The sequence below is a fragment of the Kitasatospora sp. NPDC004723 genome, from assembly GCF_040609255.1.
GTDB lineage: Bacteria > Actinomycetota > Actinomycetes > Streptomycetales > Streptomycetaceae > Kitasatospora.
On record NZ_JBEXJT010000011.1, the window covers coordinates 119,498 to 142,413 of the forward strand.

A 22,916-nucleotide genomic window follows, 5' to 3' on the forward strand; every position below is an offset into this window, starting at 1 on the left:
GTCAGTACTCACCGCGTGCGAAGGCGAGCAGTTCGAAGACCCGCTCGGGGATGGTGGAGCGGGACGCGCCGAGCGGGGCCAGCGCCCGGCACCAGGCGTCCAGCCGGTCGGCGTCCAGCCCCGCCTCGTCGGCGAGTTCGTCGCGCCGCCGCACCATGACGGTCCGGTCCCAGCCCTCCAGGACGTAGTCGGCGGCGTCGAAGCAGCGCTCGCCGACGCAGGCGATCGGGCTGCGGGCGACCAGGCCCCGGGTGTCGGAGGCCAGGACGTTGCCCAGGTGCAGGTCGCCGTGGAGCAGCACCCGCTCCGCCGGGTCGGCGAGCAGTTCGGCGGAGATCCGGCGGGAGGAGGCGCAGTCCAGGCCGCCGCGCTCGCTCCAGCCGTACAGCACCTGCAGCCAGTCGGCGATCCGGCGCGGCGCGGCCTCCGGGTCGCCGACCGCGTGCAGCTCGTTGAGGAAGCGGGCGTACTCGGCCGGGTCGGGCTGCTCGGGCAGCGGCTCCACCGAGGTGCCGGGGACGACGGCCTCCAGCAGGGCGGCGCCGCGGGCGGCCGCGAGCACGCCCGGCACCCGGCCGCTGGGCGCGAACTGCCGGAGCATCGCGACCTCTTCGGCCAGCGCGTAGGAGTCGGCGGCGAGCTTCAGGCTCGCCGCGCCGTGCGGTCCGGTGCAGGGCAGCAGTACCGAGGAGACCCTTGCGGTGAAGTCGGTCTCGATGTCGGCGCCGATCTCCAGTTCCCACTCCCGGGCCAGGGCCGCCACCTGTTCGGGCAGGGTGCCCAGCCAGCGGTGGTTGACCTTGCCGGTGCCGGCGTAGTCGGCGGTCGCTTGGAATTTCGCGGTTATCTCGTCCAGATCGAGCAACGGGGATCATCACCAATCGGCAAGCGGCGGACGATCTTTGAGGCGATCAACGGCGACAGCCTGGCGGACCCGCGTTCAAGCCGGATGGAAGCCGCGTGCAAATTCCGTTCAAGGGATGGCCCTTATGCGTCACTCCTTGACTGGAAGTGTTCAAGATAGGTTCAATCGCAGCCATAACCGTGCAGTAACTGGGGAGATACGGTGGGTGGAACGATCTGGTTCGGCCTTCTGGGGCCCCTGGAGATCCGCGTCGCCGGAGCGGCGGTCATGGTGCCGTCCCGCGTCCGGATCCTGCTGGCGAGCCTGCTGTGCCGCGCCAACCAGACGGTCGGCGTGGAGGAACTGGCCGACGCCGTCTGGAGCAACCAGCCGCCGCGCGCCGCCGCCACCACCCTGCGCAGCCACGTGCTGCGGCTTCGCCGGCTGCTCGGGGAGGCGGCCGAACGGGTCGAGACCACCGGATCCGGCTACCGGATCGGCCTGGACCCGCACACCGAACTGGACGCCACCATCTTCACCGCGCGCGGCGAGTCCGCCCGCGCCGCCGCCCGGCGCGACGACTGGCAGACCGTCTCCCGCTCGGCCGCCGCCGCCCTGGAGCTGTGGCGCGGATCGCCGCTGTCCGACGTGCCGTCGGATCCGCTGCACCGGGACGAGGTGCCGGGCTGGCTGGAGGCCCGCATCGAGCTCGCCGAACTCGCCGCCTGCGCCGACCTGCGGCTCGGCCGCACCACCGAGGCGATCCGGGTGCTCCGGCGGCTGGCCGCCGAGGAGCCGCACCGGGAGGGCGTGCACGCGCTGCTGATCGAGGCCCTGGCCGCCGCCGGGCGGCGCGGCGAAGCACTCGCGGTCTACCGCCGGGTGCGCGCGGCCCTCGCCGCCGACCTCGGCATCGAACCCGGCCCGCAGATCGCCGCCGTGCACCAACGGGTGCTCGGGCCGGGCGGCGCCGCGCCCCCGCCGGACACCCGCCGTGCTCCCGGCTCCGCCGAACCGGCCGAACCGGCCCGCCGGTCCCCGCCCTTCCCGGTCACCGTGCTCCGCCAACTCCCCGCCGACCTGCCGACGTTCACCGGACGGAGCGCCGAACTCGGCGTCCTGCTGGACTCGGCCACCGCGCCGGTCGGATCACCCGCCACCGTTCAGGTCATCGCGATCGAGGGGATGGCCGGCGTCGGCAAGACCCGGCTCGCCGTCCGCGCGGCCCACGAACTCGCCCGGGCCGGCCGGTTCAGCCAGCTCCAGCTCTACGTCAACCTGCGCGGCTTCGACCCGGACCACCGCCCGCTCGACCCGTCCGACGTCCTGGACGGGCTGCTGCGCGCCCTCGGCGTGGACGAGTCCCGGGTCCCGGCCGGACTGGACGCCCGCGCCGCGCTGTTCCGCGACCGCCTGCACGGCCGCGAGGCGCTGCTGCTGCTCGACAACGCCGCCGGAGAACCGCAGGTCCGCCCGCTCGTACCGGCCGGGCCCGGCTGTCTGGTCCTGGTCACCAGCCGCCGCCGGCTGGCCGGCCTGGAAGGCGCGAGCGCCCTGCCGCTCGACCCGCTCGGCCCGCCGGAGGCCGTCTCGCTCCTGGCCGCCGCCGCCGGACCCGACCGGGTCGCCGCCGCGCAGGAGGCCGCGGAGCGCATCACCCTGCTCTGCGGCCGCCTCCCGCTCGCCCTCGCGCTGGCCGCCTCCCGACTGCGCGCCCGCCCGGCGTGGGGCCTGGCCGACCTGGCCGAACACCTCGAGCACGGCGGCATCCGGGCGATCGTGGCGGGCGACCGCTCGCTCTGCACCGCCTTCGACCTCTCCTACCGGGGCCTGCCGGAACCCGCCCGGCGGCTATTCCGGCTGCTCGCCGACCACCCCGGCCGCGACTACACCGCGCGCTCCACCGCCGAACTCGCCGCCCTCGACCCGGCCTCCGCGCGCGAGGCGCTGGAGTCGCTGGTCGACGAGAACCTGCTGATCCAGGAACGGGCCGAGCACTACCGGCTGCACGACCTGCTGCACGCCTTCGCCGTCGAGGCCGCCGCGGGGCGCCTAAAGGTGGAGGGAACCCCCCTGGGGATGCAGTGAGTTGACGCACCGTCGGCAGGGAGCGCCGATCAGGTGTGTGCTCGTGGTTCCGGACGGCGGCGTCGAGCGGGACCGGCGCCGTGAACAGCCGCCCCCGCGGACCACCGCCTGGGTGGGGCACACCTGTATGTGCTTCCCCACGGCCGTGATCCTGAAGAACCGGGCCACCGGCCGGAGCCTCCCGTGGCCGAGCCGAATGACGGCCCCGAAGGGCGGGCGGCCGGGTGGCCGCCCGCCCTTCCGTCGTACCCGGCGCATTTCCGGAGGGGGGTCGTCCGATCTTGGCCATTTCTTCACGACGACGTGTGACCGGTCCATGCCGGGAGGATATTTCCGGCAATCGAAGGAAAGGATTCGGGAATACGGCTCTGGTATTCTGATGGGCAGTCAGACGTATCGCTGCGGGCGCATGATTGCCATCACCACAGAGAAGAGTCGACCTTGAAGAAGTCCGTCATCATCACCGGTGCCTCCTCGGGACTGGGGCTGGCCACCACGCGCGAACTCGCCGCTGCCGGAAGCCATGTGATCATGGCCTGCCGAAGCGTGCCGAAGGGGGAGGCCGCCGCGGCGGAGATCCGCGCGGCGATTCCCGCGGCGAGTCTGGAGGTGGTCGAACTCGACCTTTCCTCGCTCTCGTCGGTTCGGGCCGGTGCCCGGGAAATCCTCGCGAAGTCCGACCGGCCGCCACTGCACGTGCTGATCTGCAATGCCGGAATCCAGGTGGTGAACGGTGTCCAGCGATCCAGTGACGGTTATGAACTGACGTTTGCGACGAACCACCTCGGGCATTTCCTGCTGACCCAACTCCTGGTCGACCACATCGTCGAGCCGGGCCGGGTGATCCTGGTTTCCAGCGAGGTCCACCAGGGGCCCCGGAAGTCGATGGGATTCCCGGCCCCGCGCTGGGAGGACCCGCAGGCGCTGGTCGATCCGGACCGCTCCGTGCTGGGCGATTCGGCCAAGTCCGGCCGGATCCGTTACGCGACCTCCAAGCTGGCGAACCTGTACGCCACCTACGAGCTGGCCCGGCGGGTCGTGCCGCGCGCGATCACGGTGAACGCCTTCGACCCCGGGCTGATGCCCGGCACCTCGCTGGACCGCGACTGGCCGCCGCGCATCCAGCGGGTCTACGCCCAGCTGACCCCGTTGCTGGTCAAGACGCTGCCGGGGGCCCGGTCCGTCGAACAGTCCTCCGCCGACCTGGCCTGGCTGGCCACCGCGCCGGAACCGGCCGGGACCACCGGTACCTACTTCTCCGGCCGGCAGCCGCGCGAGAGCTCCAAGGAGTCGCACGACCGCACCCGGGCCGCCGAACTCTGGACGGCCTCCGAGCGGCTGGTCGCCGCACACGCCTGACCCGGGCGGCACGCGAGGGCCGTTCCGGAGACCGACTGGTCTTCCGGAACGGCCCTCGACGGTTCGACCCCCGTACGCCCGAAGGGCGTTCAGGAGAGCGCCAGTACCGTCCCGGTCGGGCCCGACGAGGTCAGCCGGTGCAGCGCCCGGTCGACGCAGCGGTCGGCCAGCGCCGTCACCGTCAGCGCCGGCGGCACCGCCCCGGTCGAGCCGGGTATCAGCGAACTGTCGATCGCGAACAGGTTGTCGTAGCCGAGGACGTCGCCCGCCTGGCCGGTGGCCTTCCCCAGGACCACCCCGCCCAGGCAGTGCGCGGTGAGCGCCGGCGTCACCACGTCCACCCTGATCCCGGGGTTCGCCCGGTCCAGCTTCGAGGTGGTCGCCGACATCGCGTCGGTGACCCGCTGGATCCGCGGGTCCGACTTCGGCCAGGTCAGCTCGACCTTGCCGGTGGCCGGCCGGTAGTCGAACCGGCCGAGCGCCGGCGGCACGGACAGGCCCAGCATGGTGCCGGCGAGCGAGCCGAGCTCCGGGTAGCCGAGCGGGAACCCGAGGAAGGTCACCGGGGTCTCGGGGTCCGCCCAGTCGGTGGCCACGATGTGCGAGGGCCCGCCCTGCGCGGTGTCCCGCAGCGGCAGCCCGGCGCGGACGATGATGTGGTCCCCGCCCGTTCCCCAGTTGCGACCCACCTGGTCGCCCAGCTTCGGGAGACCGCCCCTGGCCTTGGCCCGGACCAGCAGCCTGGTGGTGCCGAGCGAGCCGGCCGCCAGGAAGACGTAACGGGCCGCGAACTGCGGACGGGCCGAGACCAGCCCCTGCTCGTCGATCCGCTCCGCCGAGATCAGGTACCGGTTGTCCACCGTGCTGATGTCCGTCACCTGGTGCAGCGGCAGCACCGAGACCCGTCCGGTGGCCTCGGCGGTTGCGAGGATCGAGCGGTCGACGCTGCGCTTGGCCCCGCTGTTGACGCCGAAGTCCGAGTGGCCGAGGATCGCCGACCGCACGGCGGTGCCGGCGATCTCGTTGCGGACGATCTGCCAGTCCACCGCCATGTCCGGGCGCAGCGTCGGCAGTCCGGCCCGCGCCGCCTCGGCCAGCAGGTCCCGCGCGTTGGCGTAGTAGGGGGAGTTGAGCACGTCGTCCGGGATGGGGGCGACGCCGATCAGGCCCCGCGCCCGCGGGTACCAGACGTCCCGCATCTCGGCGTAGTCGAGCGACTCGCCGAAGCTGCGGCGGAAGAAGTCCTCCCGGGGCGCCATCATCACCGCGTTGTTCACCAGCGAGCCGCCGCCGACGCCCGCGCCGGCCAGGCCGATCACGCCGTCGGCCACGAAGGCCTCCAGCACCCCGGTGAACGGGTGGAAGCTCTGGTTGGTGAACGGCGAGGTGGTGGCGAGCCACGCGGCGCGGCCGTCCGGGGCCTGCGGGGTGCAGAAGGTGTCGCCCGCGGGCGTGATCGGCCAGCGGCGTCCGCGCTCCAGCAGCACGCTGCTGAAGCCGGCCTGGGCCAGCCGGAGCGCCGCCACCGAGCCGGCGTACCCGCTGCCGACGATGACCACGTCGACGGGCTCGGCGGCCCGGGCGACACCGCTCAGCAGGCCCCCCGACAGGGCGGCGGCGCCGGTGGCCACCGCTCCGTAGCGGAGAATCTGCCGTCTGTTGAACACGGGTCCGTTCACTTCGTCCTCTCGAATGGTGCCGACGGTGGCGCCGGTGGTGGCGCCGGTGCCGGCACGTGGTGCCGGCGGTGGGCGGGCCGGGGCTTCCTCAGGCCGTCACACGGACGCCCATGCTCGCGATCCCGTACGAGCCCTGCGTGGTGCGCAGGCGCGGCGGGTCCTCCGGGTCCAGGGCGAGCCGGTCGAGGTGCGGGTAGAAGGAGCGGAACGCCGTCTCGGCGAGCAGCCGGGAGAGCGCGGCGCCCGGGCAGAAGTGCGGTCCGGCTCCGAAGCCCAGGTGATCGCCCTTGGTGTCGCGGTCCAGGTCGAAGACGTCGGGGTTCTGGAACTTGCGCGGGTCGCGGTTGCCGGAGCCGATCAGCACGTGCACCAACTCGCCGGCGGGGATGGTGACATCGTGCAGGGTGACGTCCTCGGCGGCCCGGCGCAGCAGCCACTGGGTGGGGCTGTACAGCCGCAGGTACTCCTCGATGAAGTCCCGGGTGAGGCCGGGCTCGGCGGTGAGCCGGTCGGCGAGCGCCTTGTCGGTCAGCAGCATGTGCACGCCGCCGCCGAGCAGGTTCATCGTGGTCTCGTGGCCGGCCGCGACGAACGACCAGGCCATGGTGACCAGTTCGTCGCGGGTCATGTCCCCGGCCTCCAGCTGCACGACCAGCTCGCCGAGGATGTCCTCCTGGTTGGGCTTGCCCTTGCGCTGGTGGGCGAGTTCGCCCATGTAGTTGCCGAATTCCACGATGTCCTCGAAGAATCCGGGCGCGAGGTCCGGGTCCATCCCGGCGGCGACCGCGAAGGACGCCATCACGGCCCCCGACCAGCGGCGCAGGTCCGCCTTGCGGTCGAGCGGGATGCCGAGCATCCCGCCGACCACCTTGAGCGGCAGCGCGGTGGTGAAGGCCTCGACGAACTCGACCTGCTCCTGCGCCAGGATCTCCTCGATCAGCTCGTCGACGATCTCCTGCACCCAGCCGCCGAGGGTGCGGACCAGCCGGGCGTTGAACGCCTTGTTGGCCATGTGGCGCAGCCGGGTGTGCTCGGGCGCGTCCCGGTTCACCAGCATCGGGAGGTTGAGGTAGTCGCCCTTGCGGATCTGCGAGGAGAAGAGCTTCTTGTCCTTCAGTGCGAGCGAGACGTCGTCGTAGCGGCTGAGGACGTAGAAGTCGGACCCGTCCCACATGCCGCCGGGGGCGTGGAACACCGGGTTCTCGTCCCGCAGCCGCACGTAGGTCGGCCAGGGGTTGAGGTGGTACTCGGGGTCACCCAGGTCGATCGTGATGGTCATGGTTGCCCTCTCTGTCAGGCATGGCTGTCCGGACTGCTGCGACGCGCGGGGACGTGCGGGGACGTGCGGGATCGTGCGGGGACCGCGCTGGGGAAGGGGGAGTGGGACGGGGCCGGCCCCGCCCGCCGCTGCAGGGTGGGCGGGGGCGGGGCCGGCGGCTCAGCCGGCCGCCGGGCCCTCCATGAAGCCGCTGGCGGTGAAGGACTCCAGGTAGGTGCGCACCAGCGCGGCGTCCAGCGGCGGGCAGCTGATGCCCGTCCCCTCCAGCGCCGCCCGGGTGTCCTCGGCGGCGGACTTCGGGAGCCGGACGTCGTCGACCGCGTCGTTGAGGAAGGGCACCAGACCGAGCAGCGCCATGGTGCCGGCCTCGCGCCCGGTCACCTTCTCCTTCCAGCGGGCGAACGTCATCCGCTCCATCGGGTAGCCGTACTCCTCGACCAGGTCGAAGAATTCGATCCAGGTCAGCTTGGTGTCATTGACCAGGTGGAAGGTCCGCCCGCTCAGCTCCGGGCGCCCGGCCAGCTCCACCACCGCGCGCGCCACGTAGTCGATCGGCGCGGGCTGCAGCGGCATCTCCACGTGGTCGGGCGCGATGCCGGCCTCGGCGCAGCCCTTGATCACCATGCTCAGGTGGTCCAGCCGGTTGAACGCCCCGGAGCTGCTGTGCGGGCCCGAGTTGATGCGGTGGATGGTGACCGGCACCCCGCGCCCGTGCGCGGTGCGGACCATGTGCTCGGCGACCCACTTCGACTGCGCGTAGCCGACCACCAGCGGGCCGCTGGTCAGCAGGTCCTGGCTCTCCGGCACGCTGTCGGCCTCGAACTCCTTGGAGGAGAACACCCCGACGGTGGAGATGAAGTGCACGGGCCTCGCCGCTCCGGCCGTCGCCAGCCGCAGCACCTCGCGGGTGCCGTCCACGTTGGCGGCCTCCAGGCCGCTGTAGGGGTACGTCCACTTCACGGTCGCGCCGCAGTGGAAGATGTCGCCGATCCGCGCGTGCAGGCCGGTGAACTCCTCCGCGCCGAGGCCGAACCGGGACTTGGAGAGGTCTCCGACGACCGGCACGATCCGGGCCGCGGCATCGCCGACGTCGACCCCGTAGGTGGTCAGGTTGGCGAGCACCCGGCGGAGGGCGTGCTGCTCGTCGTCGGCCCGGACCAGGCAGTGCACCGTGCCCGGGCGCCGCTCCAGCAGTTCGGCGAGCAGGAAGGCCCCGACGAAGCCGGTGGCACCGGTGAGCAGGACGTCCTGCGGGGCGGTCCCGGCCGGCTCGGGCGGCACGGTGGCGGTGATCGACGCCTCCAGCTCCGCCTTCTCCACCATGTCCGCCACGGTCATCGAGCGCACCCGGCGGCTGCCGAGGCCGCGCGGGCGGGCCGCGGCCCGCGGTGCCGCGGGCGCGGCGGCGGCGGAGGCGGCGGCGGAGGCGGAGGCGGGGGCGGCCGGGGCGACGGCGGAGGCGGCGGGCGCGCTGCCGGGCGACGGCTCCTCGCCCGCCGGGGCCGGTGCGGGAGACTGCTCCAGCTCGCCCGCGACCCACTCCGCGAGGTCGGTCAGCCGGCCGCCGGTGAACACGATCTCCAGCGGCAGGCCCACCTCGAAGTCGCGGTCCACCTGGCTCTTCAGCTCGGCGAGCATCAGCGAGTCGGCGACGGCCGTGACCTCGGTCCCGGGGTCGACCTCCTCCGGCGCGGAGCCGAGCACGGCGGCCAGCAGCCGGACCAGGTGCCCGGTGACCGTCCGCTCCCGTTCGGCGGGCTCCGCCGCGCGCAGCGCGGCCAGGTCCACCGGTCCGCCGGCTCCCGCGGCCCCCTCGGGCCGGCCGCTCGACACCATCCGCTCCAGCATGGCCTCGCTGACCGGACGGAACGACACCCCGCTCAGTTCGGCGACCAGCGAGCCGTCCGGCGCGGTCAGCCGCAGGTCCCCGGCCAGGGAGCCGTCGGCGGTCGCCCGGGTGACCACCGTGCACAGCACCTCGTCCGCCGCGACGGCGCCGTGCACGACCATCCGCTCGTAACCGGTGCCCAGGTGGACCGGGCGCTCGGCCCAGTCGGCCGGCTGCGGGTGCCCGGCGATCGCGACCAACTGCACACAGGCGTCCAGCAGCAGCAGGTCGGCCCGGACACCGGCCGCGACACCCCTGGTCCGCGCGTCCGGCGGCACCAGCCGCCCGACCGCGACGCCCGGCCCCCGCCGGGCGGACTCCACCAGCTGGAAGCTCGGGCCCAGCCGGAACGCGGGGTGCCAGGCCCGGCGGTAGAAGTCCGCGCCGTCCAGGGTGTCCTGGCAGCGCGTCCCGGCGTCCTCGAAGAGCGCCGCGGGTGTCACCTCGGCCGGGTCCCCGCCGGCCGGGGCCGCCGGGACGACCAGCGCCCGCAGGTGCTGCTGCCAGCCGGCCACCGGGTCCTTGCTGTGCACCCGGACCTCGGTCTTGCCGTCCGTCAGCGGGCCCAGCACCACCTGGACCGTGCGGGTGTCCTGGTCGGAGAGGACCAGCGGACGGGAGATCGTGAGGTCCTCGATCCCGACCGGTCCGTCGAAGGCCCGCTCGGCGCAGCGCAGGACCAGCTCCAGGTAGACCACGCCGGGCACCACGAGCCGTCCGTGCACCCGGTGCTCGGCGAGGAACGGCAGGGCGGCGAGGGAGAGTTCGCTCTCGCCGATCACCTCGCCGTCCGCCGTCTCCAGGATGTGCGGGCGCAGTGCGCGGCCGCTCCGCGAGGCGGTGGCGGTGCCCGCGGAGGTGTTCCGCGGCCAGTACTCCTGGCGCTGGAAGGGGTAGGTGGGCAGCTTGGCCGGGGAGGCCGGCCGGGTCACCACGGCGGACCAGTCGACCTCCCGGCCGCGGGCCCACACCTGGGCGAGCGACTCCAGCAGCACCCGGTGGGCCGAGGGCCCGTCGGCCGCCGGGGCCAGTCGCAGGACGTCCTGGTCCCCGCCGCCGACGGCGAGGGCGCCGGTACCCAGTTCGAGGATGATCCCGACCCCGCTGTCCAGGACCGCCGCCGGCGCCGCGTCGAGCGCCGCGGGCCTGTCCGGAGCGCTGTCCGCGGAGCGGTTCCAGTACTCGGCGGTGGCCACCTCGGGACCGGCCGGGCCGGTCCGGTGGTCGAGGACCAGGTCGACGGCCGGGATGCGCAGCCGGACGTCGGCCAGGTCGGCCGAGCGGCCCGCCAGGGCCAGCCGGGCACCGTCCGCGATGCTGAAGACGCCCGCGAGGGCCGCCGCGGCGTACGCGCCGGCGCCCTGGCCGACGATCACGTCCGGTTCGACACCGACCGAGCGCCACCAGGCTCCGAGCGCCACCGTGGCCGCGTAGCGCGCGGCCGGGCCGTCGCCGGCGGCCAGTTCCTCGCCGGGGACGCCGAGGGCGGCGGCCACCGCGTCCACGGTCGCGGTCACCACCGGCAGCTTCCCGTACAGGCCGTCGGCCCGGGCGCCGCCGTCGGTGGCCACGAAGGCCGCCTGCGGCACCGGCCCGGCACCGCGGCGACCGGTCACCACACCGGGGGCGTCGGCGCCCTCGGCCACGGCGCGCAGTCCCTCCGCCAGGTCGGCGGAGGTCTCGACCACCACGGCGGCGCGGTCGCTGAGGTCGGCCCGGCCGACACCGGCCGACCAGGCGAGGTCGGCGGGCGTGAAGGCGTCGGCGGTGGCGGTGAACTCGGCCAGCCGGGCGGCCGATGCGCGCAGGGCCACCGCACCGGAGCCGGAGACCTTGACCACCACGGGCCCGTCCGGGGCCGGTTCGGCGGCGGTTTCCCGGACCGGCGGGGACTCCAGTACGACGTGGGCGTTGGTGCCGCCGAACCCGAAGGCCGACACGCCCGCGATGCGCCGCTCCTGCTGCCAGCGGGTCAGCTCGGTCGGCACCGAGACCGGCAGATCCGCCCAGGCCACGTGGGGGTTGGGCTCGACCAGGTTCAGGTGCGGGGGGATCCAGCCGCGCTGGACCGTCAGCACCGCCTTGATGAACCCGGCGATGCCCGCCGCCGCCTCCAGGTGGCCGATGTTCGTCTTCACCGACCCCAGCGCCACCGGGCTGTCCGGTGCCCGGCCCTCGCCCAGCACCCGGCCCAGCGCCCGCACCTCGATCGGGTCGCCGAGCGGCGTGCCCGTTCCGTGCGCCTCGACGAAGCCGACCTCGGCGGCGGCGATCCCGGCCACCGCGAGCGCCCGCCGCACGACCTCCTGCTGGGAGGAGGCGCGCGGGACGGTCAGGCCGGAGCTCTTGCCGTCCTGGTTGACGGCGGAGCCGCGGACGACGGCGAGGATGTCGTCACCGGCGGCGAGGGCGTCGGAGAGGCGCTTGAGCACGACCACACCGGCGCCCTCGCCGCGGACGTAGCCGTCGGCGGAGGCGTCGAAGGTGCGGCAGAGTCCCTGGGCGGAGAGCATCCGGCCGCTGGACAGGGCGACCGAGGAGTCGGGGGAGAGCATCACGTTGACGCCGCCGGCCAGGGCCGTCCCGCACTCGCCCGCGCGCAGGCTCTGCACCGCGAGGTGCAGGGCCACCAGGGAGGAGGAGCAGGCGGTGTCCACCACCATGCTCGGGCCCTCCAGGCCCAGCACGTAGGAGAGCCGGTTGGCGCCGAAGTTCCCCGAGCTTCCCGTCGCGGAGTAGGCGTCGATCAGCGACACGTCGCCCGCGCCGAGGCGCTGGAAGTCGTTGCTGCCCATGCCGACGAACACGCCGGTGCGGCTGCCGCGCAGCGAGTCGGGCGCCACCCCGGCGTGCTCCAGGGCCTCCCAGGCCACCTCCAGCACCAGCCGGTGCTGCGGGTCGATGCCCGCCGCCTCGCGCGGCGGGATGCCGAACAGGCCGGCATCGAAGCCCCGCACACCGTCGAGGAACCCGCCGTGGCGCACGTACATCCGCCCCGGCGCCCCGGCCTCCTCGTCGAAGAACTCCTCGACGTCCCAGCGGTCCTCGGGAATCCCGGTGATCCCCGAGCCCCCGCGGGCCAGGAACTCCCAGAAGCCCTCCGCGCCCGTCACCCCGCCCGGGAACCGGCACCCCACGCCGACGACGGCCACCGGCTCGTCACGGGCCTGCTTGGCCGCCGCCACCTCGGCGCGCGCGGCCTTGAGCTCGACGAGGGCGCGGCGCAGCACCTCCTGGCGTTCGGGCGCGACCGCCCCTTGGGTGACCATGGTCCGCTCCTCAGTTGTTGTCATGGTGGCTCTCCTGGTTCAGCTCGGACTCGAGGAGGTCCAGCAGCTCCGACTCGGACAGCTGGGCGAGTTCCGCCGACAGTTCGTCGACCTCGGCGCCCTGCTCCGGGAGCGGGTCGGCCAGGCCGAGGACCTCGCCGAGCAGGTACGCGCCGAGCGCGGTGACGGTGGGGTGTTCGAAGGCCACCGTGCCGGGCAGCTCCTCACCCACCAGCTGCTCCAGCCGGAACTTGAGTTCGACGCTCATCACGGAGTCCATCCCGGCCTCGAAGAAGCCGAGGTCGGCATCGATCCCGCTGCCCGGCTCCCGGCCCAGCACCTGCGCGACCTCGGCCTGCAGCGCCCGCTCCAGCAGCCTGGTCCGGGCGGCCCGGCTCTCCGCCTGACGCAGCCGGCCCAGCAGCATCGCGTCGCCGCCGGCCCGGCCGGCCGCGGCCCGGGTGCCGAGGTGGGTGAGCAGCGGGCGGCGCCGCTTGGCCTCCATGACCGGGCGGAACCTCGCCCAGTCCACCGGTGCCACGGTCAGCTGGTGGCGCCCGGAGCCCAGGGTGCGGCCCAGGGCGGCGAGGCCGGTCTCGTTCGGGAGGACGTACAGGCCCATCGACTCGAAGTACTGCTCGTGGTGGCCGGCCATCTCGCTCTCCTCCCACCAGCCCCAGTTCATCGCGAGGCCCGGCAGGCCCCGGCTGACCCGGTCGTGGGCCAGCACGTCCTGGAAGTAGTTGGCCGCCACGTAGTGGCCCGCGAGCGCGGAGCCCCAGACCGAGGAGGCGGAGGAGAACATCACGAAGAAGTCGGTCCCGCCGGCCGCGGTGAGCGCGTCCAGCACCAGGCTGCCCTCGACCTTGGGCCGCAGGACGTCCCGGAAGTGCTGCCAGTCCAGGTCCACGACGGCCCGGGGCTCGAACAGCCCGGCCGCGTGCACCACGCCCTTGACGGCCGGCCAGGGGGCGGCGGCGTCGAAGACCGCGGCCATCGCGGCGGCGTCCGCCACGTCGGCGTGCGGGGTGTGGACGCTGACGCCGGCCGCCCTCAGCTCGGCGAGCGTCGCCAGCAGCTGACGGTCCGCCTCCGGAAGGTCCGGGCCGTCCTCGGGGACGGGCCGCCGGCCCAGCAGCACCAGGTGGCGGGCACCGCGCCCGGCCAGCCAGCGGGCCACCCGCAGGCCGAGGATGCCCCGGCCGCCGGTGATCAGGTACGAGCCGTCCGGGCCGACCGCCGTCGGCGAGGGTGCGACGGGCAGGTTCTCCACCCGGCGCAGCCGGGCCGCCTTGCGCAGGCCCGAGCGGTAGGCGACCTGGTCCTCGCCGTCGGGGGCGAGCAGCTCGGCGGCGATCGCCGCGGCCTCCCGCTCGGGGTCGGCGCCGGCCGGGTCGAGGTCGACCAGGCCGCCCCAGATCTCCGGGTGCTCCAGACCGACGGCCCGTCCGAGACCCCAGGCGGGGGCGTGCGAGGCCGTCATGGCCGCGCCGTCGGTGCCGACGCCGCCGCGGGTGACCACCCACAGCTGGGGCGCCGGGGCGCCCGGGCGGGCCCGCAGCACCTTCGGTGCGAACAGCAGCGGCCCGCAGGCCAGCGCGAGCGCGCCGTCCAGCTCCGGGCCGGGCAGCCGCGGGTCCGCCGCGTCGTGCAGCGCGCCCAGGTGGACCAGGCCGCGCACGGACGGTTCCTCGGCCAGCGCCCCGGCGACCAGTTCGCGCAGCCGGTCCGGCCCGTCCTGGCAGAAGGCCGCGGCCGTGCCCGGCTCCGCCACCGTGAGGATCCTGGCCCGCGCGCCGTGGGCGGCCAGCTGCTCGGCGACCCGGCGGGCCAGTCCGTGCTGGTCCTCGATCAGCAGCCAGGTGCCCGGGGAGCGCGCGGCGCCGCCCGGCTCCAGGACGGGCGGCTCGACCCGCTCCCAGTCCACCTCGTACACGTCCTGCGCGAGCGGGTCGGGCGCCTGCCCGTGCGGCACCGGCCTGCCCGGCAGCCAGTACCGTTGCCGCTGCCAGCGGTAGCCGGGCAGGGCGGCGGTGCTCGGCCCCTCGCCGTGCAGGGCCCGCAGGTCCACCGGCCGGCCGGCCACGTGCAGGGCTCCGGCGGCGTCCAGCATGGTCGCCCTGGCCTCGGCACCGGCCCGCATCGAGGCGGCCGTGCCGAGGCCGGCGACCTCGCCCTCCAGCGTCTGCCGGACCGCGGTGGACAGGACGGCGTGCGGGCCGACCTCGAGCACCAGGGTGTTGCCCTCGCCGGCGGCGGCCCGCAGCGCGTCGGCGAAACGGACGGGCAGCGTCATGTTGTCCGCCCAGTAGCGCGCGTCCAGCGCGTCGGGGGCGGCGGCTTCGCCGGTGACCGTGGAGTAGAGCGGGACGCTGCGGCCGGCCGGCGTCAGCAGGCCCAGCGCGTCGACGAGTTCACCGCGCAGCGGGTCCAGGACGGGGGTGTGGAAGGCGTACTCGCCCGGCATCGCCATCCAGAACGCCTTGCGGCCGCGGACCAGCGCCTCCAGCGCGGCGACCTCCTGCGGCAACCCGCCGACCACCGTGTTGACCGGGCTGTTGACGGCGGCGACGAACAGCCGCCCGTCGAACGGCTCGATCAGCGTCCGGACCTCGGCGACGGGCAGGCCCACCACCGCCATCCGGCCCTGACCGTGGCTACGGGCCATCACCCGGCCGCGGAGCACCGCGATCCGCAGGCCCTCCTCCAGCCCGAAGGCACCGGCCGCGACGGCCGCCGCGATCTCCCCGACGCTGTGCCCGACGACCGCGTCCGGCTCGACGCCCCAGGAGCGCCACAGCGCGGTGAGCGCCGCCTCCACCGCGAAGATCGCCGGCTGGGTCACCTCGGTGTCGTCCAGACGGGAGACCTCGCGCGGGGCCTCCAGCTGCTCCAGCAGCGACCAGCCGGCCAGGTCCCGGACGATCTCCTCGCAGCGCAGCAGCACACGCCCGGCCACCGGGTCGGCCAGCAGGCTCCGGCCCATGCCGGCCCACTGGGATCCCTGGCCGCCGTAGACGAAGACCAGCCTGCTCCGGGCGGGCCGGGGCAGCACACCCTGGCGCACCTGGTGGCGCGCCCCGGTCAGCAGCTTGCCGAGCTGCTCGGCGGCCTGCGCCGGCGAGGAGGCCACCAGCGCCATCCGGGCCGCGAAGTGGTCGCGGCGGACGGCCGCCGTGCGGACCGTCTCGGCCCAGGCCGAGCGGCCCCGGACGGACCCGCCGTCCGTCAGGAACGTCCGGTACGCCTCGGCGGTCTCCCGCAGCCCCTCGGGGGTGCGGGCCGAGAGCAGCAGCAACTCCGGCCGCTCGTCGGCCTGTTCGCCCGGCTGTTCGTCCGCGCGGCGCTCGGCCGGCTCGGGAGCCTGCGCGAGCACCACGTGGGCGTTGGTGCCGCTGAAGCCGAAGGAGCTGAGCCCGGCGACCCGGTCCCGGCCGTCGGTGGCCCACGGCGTGAGCTCCGTCGGCACGGCGACCGGCAGCGCCGCCCAGTCCACCAGCGGGTTCGGGTCCCGCAGGTGCAGGTGCGGCGGGATCTGCCCGTGGTGCAGCGACAGGGCCACCTTGACCAGCCCGCAGATGCCCGCGGCGGCCTCCAGGTGCCCGACGTTGGTCTTGGCGGAGCCGACCAGCAGCGGCGGCGCCCCGCCGTCCTCGGGCCGCAGCGCCTCGGCCAGCGCCTGGACCTCCATCGGGTCGCCGAGCGCCGTCCCGGTGCCGTGCGCCTCCACGTAGCCCACCTCGTCGGGCGAGGTGGCGGCGTCGCGCAGCGCGTCGCGGATCACGGCCTGCTGTGCGAGGCCGTTGGGGACGGTCAGGCCGGCGCTGCGGCCGTCCTGGTTCACCGCCGTACCGCGCAGCACCGCCCAGATGTGGTCCCCGGCCGCCTGCGCGTCGGAGAGCCGCTTGAGCACGACCACGCCGGCGCCCTCGCCGCGGCCGTAGCCGTCCGCCGAGGCGTCGAAGGCCTTGCACCGCCCGTCGGGCGAGAGCGCCCGCAGCCGGGAGAGCCCGGCCGTGGTGGCCGGGGCCAGCATCAGGTTCACCCCGGCCACCACCGAGAGGTCCGACTCGCCGGAGCGCAGGCTCCGGACCGCGAGGTGGGCCGCCACCAGGGACGAGGAGCAGGCCGTGTCGACGGCCAGGCTCGGCCCCTGGGCGCCGAGCAGGTAGGACAGCCGGCCGGCCGCGACGCTGAAGGTGTTGCCGGTCGCCAGGTGGGCGCCGTCGTCGGCGGTGCCCTCCGCGACCAGCAGCTGCAGGTAGTCGGAGGTGTTGATGCCGACGTAGACCGAGGTGCGGGAGCCGTCGAGCTCGGTGGCGGTCACGCCCGCGTCGGCGAGCGCCTCCGAGGCCACTTCGAGCAGCAGGCGCTGCTGCGGGTCCATCCCGCGGGCCTCGCGGGCCGAGATGCCGAAGGCGTCGGCGTCGAACTCGTCGACCCGGGTGGTGAGGAAGCCGCCGCGCCGGGTGGAGGTCTTGCCGGCGGCGGCCGGGTCGGCGTCGTAGAACGCCTCCCGGTCCCAGCGGTCCTCCGGCACCTCGACGGTCGCGTCCCGGCCGTCCCGCAGCAACTGCCAGAACCCGTCCAGGTCGTTCGCGCCGCCGGGCAGCCGGCAGCCCATGCCGACGATGGCGATGGGCTCGGAGGGCGCGACAGCCGGTTCGGCGGCCGGCGGGGCGGCCTCGGGCTGCGGCACGGCCTCGTCGGGCTGCGGCACGGCCTCGCCGGGCTCGGCGGCGCGGGAAGCGGCGGCCCGCGGGGCGGCGGGCGCCTGCCGGAGCCGGCGGTCGGCCAGGTAGCCGGCCAGCCTGCCGATGGTGGGGTGGTCGAAGACGGCGGTGGTCGGGATGTCCCGGTCGATCAGGTCCTCCAGCCGGACCCGCAGGGCGACCACCATCGCCGAGGTCAGGCCGAGGTCGAACAGGCCGGTCTCGGCGTCGAGTTCGTCCGGGTCGGCGAGGTCCAGCAGGACGGCCAGTTCCTCCTGGAGCCGGCGGAGCAGGTCCTCGGGGGCGGGCTGCGCAGAGGCGGGCTGTGCGGAGGCGGGCCGCGTGGAGACGGGCCGCCCGGTGGCGGGAGCCCCGGCGGGCGCGGCCTGCGGCACCGGACCGGCCGGCCGTACGGCCGCGGGTCGGCCGGCGCCCTGGCGGACGGCCGGCGCGGGGCCGTAGTCCTGCCGCTGGAACGGGTAGGTCGGCAGCTTCACCGAACGGGCCGGGCGCGGGCCGACCGCCCGCCAGTCGACCGGGCACCCCTCGGTCCACAGACGGGCCAGCGAGCCGAGCAGCCCGCGGTGCGCGGAGCCGCCGGCGAACGCCGACGGGACGCAGACCGGCGCGCGGCCGGGTGCGGTGGAGGCCGCCGGGCCGAGCAGCCCGCCGGTGCCGAGCTCGACCAGGATCCGCACGCCCCGCTCCCACACGGTCCGCATCGCCTGCTCGAACCGCACCGGCTCGCGGGTGTGCCGGACCCAGTACCCGGCGGTGGTGATCTCCTCGTCCGCGAGCAGACCGGTGGCGTCGGACACCAGCGGCAGACCGGGGAGGTTCATCGTCAGCCCGGCGAACTCCTCGGCCAGCCGGTCCAGTACGGGCTCCATGGCGGCGGAGTGGAAGGCGTGCGGCACGGCGAGCCGGACACCGCGCACGCCGCGGCCGGCCAGCTCCTCCGCCACCGCCGTGACGGCCTCCACCGGGCCGCTGACCACGGTGTCGCGCGGCCCGTTGAGCGCCGCGATCCCGACCTCGCCCGAGACCAGCCGCTCGATCCCGGCCAGCTCCTCCGGCGCGCAGGACAGCGCCACCATCGCGCCGCCCGCCGGGAGTCCGGCCATCAGCCGCCCTCGGGCGGAGGTCAGCCGGGCGCCGTCCTCGACCGTGAACACCCCGGCGAGCGCGGCCGCCGCGTACGCCCCGACGCTGTGCCCGACCACGGCGGCCGGCTCCACGCCGACCGAGCGCCACCACGCCCCCAGCGCCACGGCGGCGGTGTAGAGCGCGGGTTGGGCCACCTCGGTGGCGGCCAGCGCCTGCCGCGCCTCCTCGCCGCCCGACAGCAGTGCGGACAGCGGCAGTTCGGTGACCGGGCCGACCACCGCGGCCACCGCGTCCACCGTCTCGGTCACCACCGGCACCCGGCCGTACAGGCCCGCCAGCACGCCCGCGACCTTGGCGCCGTGGCCCGGGACGACGAACGCCACCCGCGGTGCGGCGCCGACGCCCCGGCGGCCGGTGACCACGCCGGTGGTGCTGCCGCCCAGGGCCACCGCGCGAAGGCCCGCCGTCAGTTCCGTCCTGGTCGCGGCGACCACGGCCGCCCGCTCGCCGAGGTCCGCCCGGCCCACGCCGGCGGCCCAGGCCACCTGCTCCGGGGTGACCCCGTCGGCCGTGGCGACGAAGTCGGCCAGCCGTCCCGCCGCCGCCCTGAGGGACTCGCCCTCCGCCCCCGACACCTTCACCAGGACGGGGGAGCCGTCGGGGTCCGGCTGCCCGGCAGACCCATCTGGCGTCACGTCAACACTCCTGTCGATCATCGCGTTCCCTCCAGCACGACGTGTGCGTTGGTGCCGCCGAATCCGAAGGCGGAGACTCCGGCGATGCGCCGTTCCTGTTCCCAGCGGGTGAGCACGGTGGGGACCGCCACGGGCAGGTCGGCCCATTCCACGTGGGGGTTGGGTTCGACCAGGTTGAGGTGCGGGGGGATCCAGCCGTGGTGGACCGTGAGGGCGGCCTTGATGAACCCGGCGATGCCCGCCGCGGCCTCCAGGTGGCCGATGTTGGTCTTCGCGGAGCCGAGCGCCACCGGGCTGCCGGGGTCCCGGCCCGCACCGAGGACGCGGCCCAGCGCCCGGACCTCGATCGGGTCGCCGAGCGGCGTGCCCGTTCCGTGCGCCTCGACGAAGCCGACCTCGGCGGCGGCCACCCCCGCCGCCGACAGCGCCCGCCGCACCACGTCCTCCTGCGCGCGGCCGCTCGGGGCGGTGAGACCGTTGCTGCGGCCGTCCTGGTTGACGGCGGAGCCGCGGACGACGGCGAGGATGTCGTCACCGGCGGCGAGGGCGTCGGAGAGGCGCTTGAGCACGACCACGCCCGCGCCCTCGCCGCGGACGTAGCCGTCGGCGGAGGCGTCGAAGGTGCGGCAGAGTCCCTGGGCGGAGAGCATCCGGCCGCTGGACAGGGCCACTGAGGAGTCGGGGGAGAGCATTACGTTGACGCCGCCGGCCAGGGCCGTCCCGCACTCGCCGGTGCGCAGGCTCTGCACCGCGAGGTGCAGGGCCACCAGGGAGGAGGAGCAGGCGGTGTCCACCACCATGCTCGGTCCTTCCAGGCCCAGCACGTAGGAGAGCCGGTTGGCGCCGAAGTTCGCCGAACTGCCGGTCGCCGAGTAGGCGTCGATCAGCGACACGTCGCCCGCGCCCAGGCGCTGGAAGTCGCTGCCGCCCATGCCGACGAACACGCCGGTGCGGCTGCCGCGCAGCGAGTCGGGTGCCACCCCGGCGTGCTCCAGGGCCTCCCAGGCCACCTCCAGCACCAGCCGGTGCTGCGGGTCGATGCCCGCCGCCTCGCGTGGCGGGATGCCGAACAGGCCGGCGTCGAAGTCCCGGACGCCGTCGACGAATCCGCCGTGGCGCACGTACATGCGTCCCGGTGCGCCGGCCTCCTCGTCGAAGAACTCCTCGATGTCCCAGCGGTCGCGGGGGATCGCGGTGATCCCCGAGCCGCCACGGGCCAGGAAGTCCCAGAAGCCGTCCGCGCCCGTCACCCCGCCCGGGAACCGGCACCCCACCCCGATCACCGCGATCGCGTCCTCGGCCCCGCCCCGGACCGTCGGCGCCGTCCGCGCCGGGTCCTGGGCCGGGTTCTGGGCCGGGGACGACGGGGCGTTCGCCGCCCGCAGTTCCTCGGCCAGTGCGCGGGCCGCGGCGGCCGGCGTGGGGTGCTCCCAGACGAGCGTGTCAGGCACGTGGTGCCCGAGCCAGTCGGAGAGCGTGCCGGCCAGCGAGACCGCCTGGATCGAGTCGATCCCGTACGAGGTGAACGGCTCGTCGGCGGCCACCTCGTGCAGGCCGAGCCGGGCACCGGCGGCGATCAGCTCCCTGAGGAGGTCCTCGATCTCGGCGGCGGTCCTGGTCCGCACGGCGGCCGTCCCGCGGCCGTCGGCCGGCTGCCCGACCGGGGCCGGGGCCGGGGTCGGGGTCGCGGCCGGTTCCGGGGCCGCGGCAGCGGGGGCGGGGGCCGGACGGGCGGCCGCCGGACGGACCACGGGCAGCGAACCGTCCAGGTACTGGGCCTTGCACGCCCGGCGCTGGACCTTGCCGCTGGAGGTGGTGGGGATCTTGCGGGCCGGTACCAGCACCACGTCGTGCACCTGCAGTTGGTGCACCTCGGAGATCCGTCGGCGGATCGTCGTGGTGAGCCCGCTCGCCAGCTCGGCGCTCACCCTCCCGCGCGGCAGTTCCTGGACGACGACCAGCACATCCTCGCCGTCCGTCTCGACCGTGAACGCCGCGGCCCGGACCGCCCCGAGCGAAGGGTCGCTGTCGGTGCAGGTCGCCTCGACGTCCTGCGGATAGACGTTGCGCCCACGGAAGATCATCAGATCGGTGGCCCGGCCGGTGACGAACAGCTCGCCGTCCATCAGCACCCCGAGGTCGCCGGTGCGCAGGTACGGACCCTCGCCGTTCGCCAGCCGGAGGCCGAAGGTCTCCGCCGTCGCCTCCGGCGCCTCGAAGTAGCCGGCCGCGACGCTCTCCCCGCGGACCCAGATCTCCCCGACCTCGCCCGGAGGCAGCACCTCACCTCGCTCCCGGGCCACGATCGCCACCTCGGTGTCCGCCGCGACCTCGCCCGAACTCGCCAGCGACTGAACCGAGTTCAGGTCATGAGGTGGCCTGATCCGGCCCTGCTCCAGCTCCGGCTTCGAGACGTGGCGCACCAGCGGATCGCCCTGCGGCCGCGCGCCCGAGACCAGCAGGGTGCTCTCCGCCAGCCCGTAGCACGGGTAGAAGCTGCTCCGGCGGAATCCGCAGCGCTCGAAGGCCGCCGCGAAGCGGTCCAGCACCTCCGGCTGGACCGGCTCGGCCCCGTTCAGCGCGGAGACCCAACTCGACAGGTCCAGCCGGTCCTTGACCTCGTCCGTCACCCGCTCGACGCACATCCGGTAGGCGAAGTTCGGCGCCGGGCTGACGGTGCCGCGATAGCGGCTGATCGCCTCCAGCCACACCGCCGGTTCCCGGACGAAGGACACCGGGGCCATCAGAGTGACGGTGTAGCCGGTGTGGATCGGGCAGATGATGCCGCCGATCAGCCCCATGTCGTGGTACGGCGGGAGCCAGCTCACCGACTGGCTCTCGACGGTGAGCCCGAAGGCCTCCTGTGCGGCTCGGGCGTTGGCGATCAGGTTCCGGTGGGTGACGATCACCCCCTTCGGGGTGGCGGTCGAACCCGAGGTGTACTGCAGGAACGCGGTGTGCTCACCGGTGAGGGGCGGAGCGCTCCAGCCGTCCTCCCGGCCGTCCAGCACCCGGTCGTCGGCGGGCAGCCAACGGGCCCGCGACAGCGGGGACACGAGGTCGTCGCCGGCCGTGCCGTCGCCGATCGCCGGGGCGATGTCCGCCAGGCCGGAGGACTCGTCCGTGAGCACGATCTGCGCACCCGAGTTGAGGGCGATCGCCTGTACCCGGCCGACGTGCTTGGCCGTCCCCGGCGGATACGCCGGCACCGGGACGAATCCGCCGTAGAGGCAGCCGAAGAAGTAGGCCACGTAGTCCAGCCCCGGCGGGCAGAGCATCAGAACCCGGTCTCCCGGGGTGCCTTCCGCCCGCAGGGTGACGGCAACGGCTCGTGCCCAGGCGTCCAGCCGGCTCCAGGTCAGCAGCGATTCCTCCGGCTGCCCGGTGCCCGAGAAACTCAGGAATCGGTATCCGACCTGGTCGGGCTGATGCTCGGCCCGGTACCGCAAGAGTTCGACAAGCGTCCCGGCCGCTGATTTTGGGCGCGTCGACATCGGCTCTCCCCCCATGCGCAAATGAATGTTGGTGATTCCGGACGGTTCGCCGCAGGAGCCCGTTCCCGATCCCCCTTGAAATGGGCCGGGCGCTGCGGCGTGCAGTTCTGGACAGCATGACGACGGCCCCGCATGCGGGAGCCGGTGAATCAGAGCAGGAAGAAGGGTCTTGAAATCCCGAAAGCGCCTTTGCGTGCAATCGGCCAGGGAAAGTTCCCGGCAGAGACATAAGTAGCGAAAAGGAAACCCGGAGCAAGTGCCGCTCACAGGCCGCGGTACGTATCTTCACCCCGTTGTACCGCAACCAGGCCGCGGCCAGGCTATGAGCAGTACTTGCAGCCTGTCAAGAAATAAAGATCCCGCCGAGCTTGTATGACACTGCGTCAACTAGCGTCCTTGGAAACCTACTTCATGACACATGAAAGCGGGTAAACATGCGGTAAGCGGCTGGTTGACGAGGTCGTCGACGCGGCGGTCGCGGCGGATCGAATGGGCCGGCGAA

Annotated in this window: 8 protein-coding genes; 2 read left to right on the forward strand and 6 right to left on the reverse strand. The window is 74.5% G+C overall.

Annotation, left to right across the window (positions count from 1 at the left end):
* Position 1 precedes the first annotated feature (1 nt).
* The gene (locus tag ABZW10_RS14770; RefSeq protein WP_355364302.1) at positions 2 to 865 is read right to left on the reverse strand and encodes an aminoglycoside phosphotransferase family protein; all 864 of its coding nucleotides are present in this window, start codon (positions 863 to 865) and stop codon (positions 2 to 4) included.
* A gap of 201 nt (positions 866 to 1,066) precedes the next feature.
* On the opposite strand from ABZW10_RS14770, the gene ABZW10_RS14775 reads away from it, so the two are divergent.
* Complete coding sequence (locus ABZW10_RS14775) at positions 1,067 to 2,932, forward strand: BTAD domain-containing putative transcriptional regulator (RefSeq protein ID WP_355364305.1); 1,866 nt, start codon at positions 1,067 to 1,069, stop codon at positions 2,930 to 2,932.
* 441 nt (positions 2,933 to 3,373) lie between these two features.
* Complete coding sequence (locus tag ABZW10_RS14780) at positions 3,374 to 4,291, forward strand: SDR family NAD(P)-dependent oxidoreductase (RefSeq protein WP_355364308.1); 918 nt, start codon at positions 3,374 to 3,376, stop codon at positions 4,289 to 4,291.
* A gap of 89 nt (positions 4,292 to 4,380) precedes the next feature.
* Here the strand turns inward: ABZW10_RS14780 and ABZW10_RS14785 are convergent, their stop codons facing one another.
* The 5 genes from ABZW10_RS14785 to ABZW10_RS14805 all read right to left on the reverse strand — a co-directional run bounded on the left by ABZW10_RS14785 (position 4,381) and on the right by ABZW10_RS14805 (position 22,414).
* Positions 4,381 to 5,958 (reverse strand): FAD-binding protein, encoded by a 1,578-nt coding sequence (locus tag ABZW10_RS14785; RefSeq protein ID WP_355364311.1) that lies wholly within the window; start codon positions 5,956 to 5,958, stop codon positions 4,381 to 4,383.
* Positions 5,959 to 6,058: 100 nt separating this feature from the next.
* Positions 6,059 to 7,249, reverse strand: coding sequence for a cytochrome P450 (locus ABZW10_RS14790; protein WP_355364314.1), 1,191 nt, complete (start codon positions 7,247 to 7,249; stop codon positions 6,059 to 6,061).
* A 159-nt stretch (positions 7,250 to 7,408) separates the two neighbouring features.
* Positions 7,409 to 12,430, reverse strand: coding sequence for a thioester reductase domain-containing protein (locus ABZW10_RS14795; protein WP_355364317.1), 5,022 nt, complete (start codon positions 12,428 to 12,430; stop codon positions 7,409 to 7,411).
* Complete coding sequence (locus tag ABZW10_RS14800; RefSeq protein WP_355364320.1) at positions 12,417 to 18,920, reverse strand: acyltransferase domain-containing protein; 6,504 nt, start codon at positions 18,918 to 18,920, stop codon at positions 12,417 to 12,419. The genes ABZW10_RS14795 and ABZW10_RS14800 overlap by 14 nt, the downstream gene beginning before the upstream one ends.
* A 17-nt stretch (positions 18,921 to 18,937) precedes the next feature.
* On the reverse strand, positions 18,938 to 22,414 hold the full coding sequence (locus tag ABZW10_RS14805; RefSeq protein ID WP_355364323.1) for a beta-ketoacyl synthase N-terminal-like domain-containing protein: 3,477 nt from the start codon (positions 22,412 to 22,414) through the stop codon (positions 18,938 to 18,940).
* Between the last annotated feature and the right edge of the window lie 502 nt (positions 22,415 to 22,916).

Coding starts and splice junctions, on each gene's coding strand:
- ABZW10_RS14805 (WP_355364323.1), bottom strand. CDS start 22,414: ATGTCGACGCGCCCAAAATCAGCGGCCGGGACGCTTGTCGAACTCTTG.
- ABZW10_RS14790 (WP_355364314.1), bottom strand. CDS start 7,249: ATGACCATCACGATCGACCTGGGTGACCCCGAGTACCACCTCAACCCC.
- ABZW10_RS14795 (WP_355364317.1), bottom strand. CDS start 12,430: ATGACAACAACTGAGGAGCGGACCATGGTCACCCAAGGGGCGGTCGCG.